6 protein-coding genes and 2 pseudogenes are annotated in these 6,368 nt (G+C 66.7%); 5 read left to right on the plus strand and 3 right to left on the minus strand.

The window, feature by feature from the left end; translation table 11 throughout:
• A pseudogene (locus tag AC1DO7_RS38445) lies at window positions 1-183 on the plus strand (hypothetical protein); the annotation flags it as partial.
• 198 nt (window positions 184-381) lie between these two features.
• On the plus strand, window positions 382-963 hold the full coding sequence (locus AC1DO7_RS38450) for an EF-hand domain-containing protein (protein WP_441613024.1): 582 nt from the start codon (window positions 382-384) through the stop codon (window positions 961-963).
• Window positions 964-1,044: 81 nt separating this feature from the next.
• Here the strand turns inward: AC1DO7_RS38450 and AC1DO7_RS38455 are convergent.
• Window positions 1,045-1,311: pseudogene (locus AC1DO7_RS38455) on the minus strand (VOC family protein); the annotation flags it as partial.
• Window positions 1,312-1,462: 151 nt separating this feature from the next.
• On the opposite strand from AC1DO7_RS38455, the gene AC1DO7_RS38460 reads away from it, so the two are divergent.
• Window positions 1,463-1,954 (plus strand): Lrp/AsnC family transcriptional regulator, encoded by a 492-nt coding sequence (locus tag AC1DO7_RS38460; protein ID WP_441613025.1) that lies wholly within the window; start codon window positions 1,463-1,465, stop codon window positions 1,952-1,954.
• 78 nt (window positions 1,955-2,032) lie between these two features.
• On the opposite strand, the gene AC1DO7_RS38465 is transcribed toward AC1DO7_RS38460, so the two are convergent.
• Window positions 2,033-2,731 carry a GNAT family N-acetyltransferase gene (locus AC1DO7_RS38465; RefSeq protein WP_441613026.1) on the minus strand — a complete coding sequence of 233 codons (699 nt, stop codon included), beginning with the start codon at window positions 2,729-2,731 and terminating at the stop codon, window positions 2,033-2,035.
• A 437-nt stretch (window positions 2,732-3,168) separates the two neighbouring features.
• Here AC1DO7_RS38465 and kefF point away from each other — a divergent pair, with 437 nt between their 5' ends.
• Both kefF and kefC read left to right on the plus strand, forming a co-directional pair.
• Window positions 3,169-3,726: a glutathione-regulated potassium-efflux system oxidoreductase KefF gene (gene kefF / locus AC1DO7_RS38470; RefSeq protein WP_441613027.1), complete on the plus strand. Its 558-nt coding sequence runs from the start codon at window positions 3,169-3,171 to the stop codon at window positions 3,724-3,726.
• Between the two features lie 10 nt (window positions 3,727-3,736).
• Window positions 3,737-5,560: a glutathione-regulated potassium-efflux system protein KefC gene (gene kefC, locus AC1DO7_RS38475; RefSeq protein WP_441613028.1), complete on the plus strand. Its 1,824-nt coding sequence runs from the start codon at window positions 3,737-3,739 to the stop codon at window positions 5,558-5,560.
• Window positions 5,561-5,582: 22 nt separating this feature from the next.
• Here kefC and AC1DO7_RS38480 read toward each other — a convergent pair whose 3' ends face one another.
• Entirely contained in the window at window positions 5,583-6,221 is a 639-nt protein-coding gene (locus AC1DO7_RS38480) for a TetR/AcrR family transcriptional regulator (protein ID WP_441613029.1), read from the minus strand.
• Window positions 6,222-6,368 lie beyond the last annotated feature (147 nt).

Raw genomic sequence — 6,368 nt, forward strand, 5'->3', positions numbered from 1 at the left:
GTGCCGGCCATCGTCACGCGCGGTCCGGCCGCGGCGGGCCAGCCGTCGCTGCCGGCCGGCGCCGCGGCACCGCTGTCGACGCCAATGCCCGCGGCCGTGCCGCCGCAGGCGCAGCCGGTCATGCAACCGGCGCCGGCGCAGCCCACCGGGGCCCCGGGCGAACCCATTTCCGCGAAGGACTGATTGCCGCCCCGAGGGCAGGGTTTGCCGCGGTGACTCTTTGTAACCGCCATCGGCCGGATATTTACCAATACTTTCAGCGGTTTACGCAGGAGCGCCCTAACTGTGAGCCGCGTAACAACGTATTAGAGAGACCAACTTTCCTGCCTGCCGTGCGTTCTAATCCTTACCAGTCCACCGAGACGAAAAAGGAGCAAAGACATGCAAGGCAATCTCAAGACGCGTTCGATCCGGAATTTCATGGCCGCTTCGGCGGTGATCCTGGCGATGGGCGGCACGGCTTTCGCGCAGACCGCGGCACCCGCGCCGGCAGCTCCCGCCCCCGGCGCGCAACAGGCGCAACAGGGCGGCATGCATCACCATATGGGGCACGGCGACGGCATGTGGATGAAGTCGATCGACACCGACGGCGACGGCACCATCTCCAAGGCCGAAGCCGACGCGCTGTTCAACAAGATCGACACCAACCACGACGGCAAGCTCGACAAGAGCGAGCTGGCGGCGTTCCACAAGACCAGCATGGAGCAGCGCCGCGCAGCCATGCAGGCTGACTTCGAGGCGCGCTTCAAGGCGGCCGACAAGAACGCCGACGGTGCCTTGACCAAGGCCGAGGTCCAGGCCGGCTTTCCCCGCCTGGCCAAGCGCTTCGACCAGCTCGACGCCAACCACGACGGCAAGCTGACCATGGACGAGATCCGCGCCGGCATGCAGAAGATGCACGACCAGTGGGGCCAGCGCGGCAACCCGTCCAATCCGGCGGCGCCTTCGGGCCGCGGCGGCTGATCGATGCCTGGCAGGATCCCGCGGCAGACCAGCGCCGCGGGCAAGAAAAAGCGCGACCATCCGTGGTCGCGCTTTTTCTTTGGCGCGGGCGATCGGTGCGAAGTCCACGTCGTAGATGCTGATATTGCCCGCCTCGCCAGCCTTGGCACCATCCTTGCCTTCCCATCGGTCGGCGAGGCAGATCAGCGAATCGCCGATACCCTTGATGGCCTCGATGGCCTCGATGGCCGGGATGTTCAGTTCCATCGGGCCGCGCTTGTTGTCGAAGCCCCAGGCGCCCGGTTCCAGTGCACGGCCATGGGCGGGGGCGGCATCGTGCACCCGGAAGGCGATCGCGCAGATCGACGGGGCCGTGCAGGGGGGCGGCGGCCGGGGCAGGGAGGGGGGCTGATAAGCTGCGTCTATAGTCCGGACTACACAAAAAATTGCGTAGTTGTGCACAGCTTGCTAAATTTGCGCAAAAAAATTGCCGTCAAACATATTGCGGAGCAACAATATCGTGAGCAAGGTGGAGCTGGACAAGATCGACAGGAAGATCCTGGAGGTGCTGCAGGCCAACGGGAGACTGACCAATCTGGAAGTGGCCGAGCGCGTGAACCTGTCGCCCAGCCCCTGCCTGCGGCGCATCCGGCGGCTGGAGGAGATTGGCGTGATCCGCCAGTACGCGGCGCTGCTGGAGCCGGGCAGGATCGGGCTCGGGCTGCTGGCCTATATCAACGTGCGGCTGGAGAAGCATGGTGGCGCGCCCAAGGGCAAGGCGCCGCTGGACCTGTTCCGCGCCGCCATCGCGATCTGGCCGGAGGTGGCCGCCTGCCATGCCATGACCGGGGAAATGGATCTGCTGCTGAAGGTCTACGTCGAGGACATGGAGCACTTCGCGCGCTTCATGAAGGACCACCTGCTGGCCCACCCGGCGGTGATCGACGTGCGCTCGAGCTTCGCGCTGGAGTGCATCAAGGACACGACGGCGCTGCCGGTGGCGGGGGGCTGAAGGGCGCAGGCGACGGCCGGGGCGGCAATGAAAATGGCGCGCCGCCGGGCGCGCCATCCTGGCAAGGCCGCAATGCCGTCAGGCCGTGCGCTTTTGCGGCAGCATCGAGCGCCAGAAGCGCAGGCCGAAGCGGCGCGCATCGCGCAGGTTGCGGCGGACCATGTAGTCGAGGTCGGCCACCTGCTCGTCGAGCGCCTCGGTCAGGCGGCTGACGGTGTCGGCGGGCGGCAGTTCCAGGTAGGCGTCGGCCTCGCCATARGCGTACTGCACCTTCATGCCGGCTTTCTTGGCGATGTGCATCATGGCGGCGTTGCGCGACAGGCAGTGCATGTACAGCGTGCGCACATTGCTGTTGCGGCCATGCATGGCGGCGCGCTCGAACAGCGAGCTGCCGATGCCGCGGCCGCGCGCGCTCTGCGACACGGACACGCCGAATTCGGCAACGCGGCCCTGGGTGTTGTCGCGCAGGTTGGCGAAGTGGCCCACGCCGATCAGTTCAAGGTGCTCGTCGTAGACGCCGAACACGGTGTCGTGGTCGAAGTCGATGCTGTCGACATAGGCCTCGATCACATGGTCGCCGACCGACTGGCCAAAACGGAGCAGGCGATCCTCCTCGCCCAGGGCGAGGAAATGCTTGAGCAGACGCGAGCGGTGATGCGCGGCCAGCTCGCGCACCAGGGTGGTGGGGCGATGCGAGGCCTGCGCGGCTGCGGTTGCGCGGCGGAGATCTTCGTCGGATACGGCCCCGACGGCCTTGCTCAGTTCGAGCGGATTCACTTTGTTTTCCTCGCGACGTAATCAGGTATAAAAATAGCAGTCAGCAGGTGTTTGTCCATGCACTTTCGAGTGCGGCCTGGCTTTGGAAGCCTTGGCCAAGGGCAAACACTATCTTGCTGCAACGCAAAAAGTATTGTAGTGGAATTGTCAGTCTCGCGTAAGGTAGCGGGACGGCCAAGCTGGCTACATTTTGTAATATCGGGATTTATTCAATAAAATCAATAGCTTGAATTGTGCTTCATGAAGCCGGCGAGCCCCTGGAATGTGGGTTTGTTGCAACGCCGCATATCGAGGCATCGCCAGTGCCGCCAGCCGGCCTGCCCTGATTTAACATCGGGGCGCCAGGCCCGGGGTGCCATTCTGGTGCGCCTTGGGCCTCTTTTTTATCGCAAGACCGTCGTTTCGCGCGGCGCACCTTACGTTTTTCAGGATTCTTTGTGGACCCCAAGGCCGAGCCACCGATTCTCGTCATCTACGCCCACCCCAGGCCGCATCAGTCACGCGTCAACCGCTCGCTGGCCTCGGCCCTGGAAAAGTTGCCGGCTGTCACCGTGCACGATCTCTACACCCGCTATACCGACTACGACATCGACGTGGTGGAGGAGCAGCGCGCGCTGGCGCGCGCGGGCACGGTGGTGCTGCAGTTCCCCGTGCAGTGGTACAGCATGCCGGCGCTGCTCAAGCTGTGGATGGACGATGTGCTGGAAAGCGGCTGGGCCTTTGGCCCCGGCGGCACGGCGCTGCGCGGCAAGTCCCTGCTGGTGGTGGCCAGCACCGGCGGACATGCCGATTCCTACGGTCCCGACGGCACGCACGGCCACAGCATCGGCGAATACATGCTGCCGCTGGCGCAGACAGCCGTGCTGTGCGGCATGAACTGGCTGACGCCGCTGGTCCTGCATGACGCCAACCAGGTGGACGAGGACGTGCTGGCCGAGCATATCGGCCGGGTATCGATGGTGCTCGGCGGCGCCGCCGGCGTCGCGGCCGGCTGAGGAGCGCGCCATGGATCAACACGATTTCCTGGTGGCGCTGGTGGTCTTCCTGGTCGCCGCGGTGGTGGCTGTGCCGGTGGCCCGCCGCTTCGGTCTGGGCGCGGTGCTGGGCTACCTGCTGGCCGGCGTGGCGATCGGCCCGTGGGCGTTGCGCCTGGTCACCAATGTCGAATCCATCCTGCATTTCTCCGAGTTCGGCGTGGTGCTGATGATGTTCGTGATCGGGCTGGAGCTGGAGCCAAAGAAGCTGTGGGAGCTGCGCCGCGTGATCTTCGGCTATGGCGGCGGCCAGATGGCGGCCTGCGCGGTGCTGATCGGCGGCGTCGCCTCGCTGGTGGGGGCGCCGTGGCAGGTGGCGCTGGTGGCCGGGCTCGGGCTGGCGCTGTCGTCCACCGCCATCGCGCTGGCCACGCTGACCGAGCGCAACCTGTTCGGCACGCCGGCGGGCGCCGCCAGCTTCGGCATCCTGCTGTTCCAGGACATCGCCGCGATTCCGATGATCGCGCTGCTGCCGCTGCTTGCCGCCGGCGGTGCCGAGGCCGGGGCAGCCGGCGCGTCCGGCACGGCGGGCTGGCTGGGCGCCGCCAAGGCGGTGGGCGTGATCGGTGCCGTGATCGTGGGCGGGCGCTACCTGGTGCGCCCGGCGCTGCGTTTCATCGCGCGCACCGACATGCGCGAGATGTTCACCGCCTTCGCGCTGCTGCTGGTGGTGGGCATTGCGCTGATGATGGACGCCGTGGGCCTGTCGATGGCGCTGGGTACCTTCCTGGCCGGCGTGCTGCTGGCGGACTCCGAGTACCGGCATGCGCTCGAGGCCGACCTGGAGCCGTTCAAGGGCCTGCTGCTGGGGATGTTCTTCATGGCGGTGGGCATGTCGATCGACTTCGGCGTGCTGATGCAGGCGCCGGGCACGGTGGTGGCGCTGGTGGCCGGCCTCGTGCTGTTGAAGACCGTGGTGCTGGCCGTGCTGGCGCCGCGCTTCGGCATCGCGCACGGCCAGCGCCTGTTGTTCGCCTTGCTGATCTCGCAGGGCGGCGAGTTCGCCTTCGTGGTGTTCGGCGTGGCCGGCGGCGCCGGCTTGCTGCCGGCGCGCACCGAGGCCCTGCTGGTGCTGGTGGTGGCGCTGTCGATGGTGGTCACGCCGCTGTTGCTGCTGGCTTACGACCGCCTGGTGGCACCGCGGCTGGCGCGCCTGGCGCGGCGCCCTGACGATGTGATCGCGCCGCAGGACAACCCGGTGCTGATTGCCGGCTTCGGCCGCTTCGGCCAGATCATCGGCCGCCTGCTCTATGCGCAAGGCATCGGCGTCACCGTGCTGGACCACGATCCCGACCAGATCGAATTCTTGCGGCAGTACGATTTCAAGGTGTTCTATGGCGACGCCACGCGCATGGACCTGCTCGAGTCGGCCGGTGCCGAGCGCGCGCGCATCCTGGTGGTGGCCATCGACGGCATGGAAGAGAGCCTGGCCCTGATCGACAAAGTGCGCGAGCGCTTCCCGCATCTGCGCATCTACGCGCGGGCGCGGCACGTATCGCATATCTACCAGCTCAAGGACCGCGGCGTGGAGCTGTTCGAGCGCGAGCTGTTCGAGGGATCGCTGCGGCTGGGGCGGCACGTGCTCGAGGGGCTGGGCTACGACCCGGTCCAGGCGCGCTCGGTGGCGTTGCGCTTTCGCCGCCACAATATCGCGGCCATCGATCGCTTCTACCCGCATTACACGGACCAGAAGAAGCTGGTTTCGCTGGCGCGCCAGGCGCGCGACGAGCTGCAGGAGATGTTCCGCCAGGACCGCGACCAGCGCCGCCGCAAGGAGGAAGAGGACTGGTCCTGAGGGGGCGGCGGCCGCCCGGACGCTACGCTACGCCGCGCGCCGAAGGGGCGGCGGCCGCGGGCGCGCCCGGCAGGCCGCCAGCCAGCAGGTCGATCACCATCTCGGCGAACTCCGCGTAGGACAGCTTGCCGCCCGGCTTGAGCCACGTGAAGGTCCAGTTGATCATGCCGAACACCGTCATGGTGAGGGCGGCCTGGTTGTCGTGGGTGACGCGCTCCGGGTAGGCGCGGCGCAGCTGGCGCGAGAAGGCGGCCACCACGTCGCGCTCGCGCCGGAGGATCTGGTCGCGCTGCTCGTCGGCCAGGAACTTGACGTCGTTGATCAGGGCGACATGGCGGGTTTGCGAGGTTTCGTACTCGGCCAGGAAGGCGCGGATCAGGTTGGCGAAGGTCTCCTGCTCGCTGCGTCCCCGGCGTCCGGCCTCCGCCTCGACCTCGGTCACGATCAGCATCAGCCGGCGCGTGTAGCGGTCGAGCAGGTCGAACAGGATCGCTTCCTTGCTCTCGTAGTAGTGATAGAGGCGCGCCTTGGAGGTGCCGCAGGCGGCGGCCAGGTCGGCCATTGAGGTGCTGGGATAGCTGCTGGCGGCAAAAGCGGCGGCAGCCAGGTCCAGGATCTGCTCGCGCTGCGCCTCGAAATCGGGTGCCTTGGTACGGGCCATGTAAACGTCCGCTTATTTCCGATTATTTCCGCTTGTTTCAGCTTGATTCTGCTGTTCCCGGCTTGCCGGCCTATTCGCCGCTGGCGGACAGGTTGCGGCGCAGCTCGCAGGTCTGCAGTGATTCGGCATTGCCGCGCAGCACCAGCT

The sequence above is a fragment of the Cupriavidus sp. 05N40 genome (genome assembly GCF_056397305.1).